Source organism: Finegoldia magna (genome assembly GCF_018371055.1).
Taxonomy (GTDB): Bacteria; Bacillota; Clostridia; order Tissierellales; family Peptoniphilaceae; genus Finegoldia; species Finegoldia magna_I.
Map to the genome: position 1 here is coordinate 1 of NZ_JAGYZD010000258.1, position 2,294 is coordinate 2,294.

Sequence of the window (2,294 nt, forward strand, 5' to 3'; positions counted from 1 at the left end):
TTTGAACAGAGTGAAAACCAGCGCCTTGAGACGCTGGTTGGTATCACTCGGGCTTATAGCCCATGAACAAACCACCCGTTTTACGGGTGGTCATGATTGCAATAAATCTCCAGAAAATATTTGGAGAAATATATAACCAAATGTTTGACAATTAAGTATTTTATTTGTAAGATGGAATTGTAGAAAACGATTGACAATATTTAAGAGGAACTAAAATGAAAAAAACTAAGAGAATTCAAAAAATATTTTTATTCTTACTAACGTGCATTCTTGCATTAAATATGCAAACACGAGGATTTGCAAAGAATGAATTGGATAATGAAATTCTTACAATACCAATAGAAGATAATTTGAAATTAGAAAATTACAATCCTGATGACTTAAGAGTTAAACAATTGGGAAAAATTGAATTAAACAGAGTACTTACGAAATCTGAGTATGAAAAAGATATGAAAAATTTTGTAAATTATTATTTGGAATGGCAAGCTTATTTAGGAAATTCTACAGGAGAAGAAATAGAGAAACTTGGGGAAGAGCTATTGAAAACATCGGACAATAAAACGGTTTCTGATTTGAACTTAGATTTTGCAAAATTAATTGCAAACACTAATGATGGACATACCTCATCTATGTATGAAATAGGGAAAAGCTGTATGCCAATTAAGATTAGAATTATAAATGGACATTATTACATAATTAATACAACACCTGAATACGAAGATTTATTATACTCTAAGATAATAAAACTTGCCGATATTGATACCAAGGACATAACAGAAAGATTATATAAATACACTTCAGCAGAAAATAAATATTTCAAAAATACGATAATAGAAGATTTTTATTTATATTATGGAGATGCACTAGAAAAAGAAAATATAATTAAAAATGGAAAATTAAAATTACAGATAGAAACTGATGGTAAAACGCTTAATAAAACAATCAAAATGATTGAGCTTCCAGATGTTAAAATCAACAAATATAGTTATGAAAATACAGATTTTTCTCAAATCTTATACGATATGACAGATATCACAAAAAATAAATTCACAAAAAATGACAAGATGAGATACATGCAAATGAAACCATTTTATTATTATATAAATGATAATAACTTAATCATCCAATACAACAATTGTTATAATACTGATAAAGATAACATCTTGAAAAATATGATAGATAAAATGGATAAAGATGTTTCACGAAATAATGTAGAAAAAATAATTGTAGATATTAGATACAACACAGGTGGTTGGCCAGCACATGCAAAAGAACTTGAATTGGCACTGAAAAGATATCAATTATTGAATCCTAAATTGGAAATAAAATTATTAACTGGACCAGAAAATTACTCTGCTGGATCCTTGTTCGTAGACGGAGTCAAGAGAAACCTTGATAATCTTCAGATAATTGGGGAAAATACCGGAGGACCTTCTGGGTGGACGACAGAAGCGTCAACAATTATGTATTTAGGAAATAGTAAATTATTTGTCAAAAAATCAAGTGGAGTTAGAAGATACGATTATACATTAGAAGACGTAGTACACTGTTCCAATCTTAATAAAAGAGATGGATTAACGTGGTATCCCGATATGTTTATCGAAAATCAAATCCAAGATTATGCTATTGGAAATGACAGGGTTATGAATTATGCATTGCAAAAACAATAAATATATTGGGGGAAATTTATGAAAAAAATTAAAACAATAACTTTGGTGTCTGTGTTAATAATAAGTCTGTTATTTACAAGCACAAACGTCTTTGCAGAAAATGAACTTGATAATATAGAGGTGCTTACATTCTCTGCAGATAGCATGTATGATAAGGGAAACTTGGACACAAACAAAGAAAAGCATAAAAAACTTGGAGAGATAGAATTAAATAGAGTTTTATCAAAAGAAGATTACATAAAAGATGTTAATAATTTTAAAAGCTTTTATATCCATGAACAAGGATATCTTGGAGGATATACAAAAGAACAACTAGATTCGGATATTGATAAATTACTACAAAATCCAACAGGAAATACAGTTGGAGATTTGAATTTACAGCTTAGTAAAATAATATCTAACATGAACGATAGACACACAACTGCTATGTGGCATTTAGGGACAGAGCAATTCCCGTTCATAATAAAAATAATTGGCGACGAATTCTACATCATAAACACAACGGAAAAATGCAAGGACTTATTGTATTGATAATTTATCATAACAAGTGCAACATAAAATAACTCATAGCTAATCAGCTGTGTTAATATGTAAGTGACCAAACAAAACATATTAAAAGGAGCG

Annotated in this window: 2 protein-coding genes; both read left to right on the plus strand. The window is 29.1% G+C overall.

What is annotated here, in order from left to right; genetic code table 11:
• Positions 1-215 precede the first annotated feature (215 nt).
• A complete protein-coding gene (locus KHW44_RS08805; RefSeq protein ID WP_304068567.1) occupies positions 216-1,670 on the plus strand; it encodes a peptidase S41 in 1,455 nt (484 codons plus the stop codon).
• A gap of 18 nt (positions 1,671-1,688) precedes the next feature.
• Entirely contained in the window at positions 1,689-2,201 is a 513-nt protein-coding gene (locus tag KHW44_RS08810) for a hypothetical protein (protein WP_304068570.1), read from the plus strand.
• Positions 2,202-2,294: the final 93 nt, after the last annotated feature.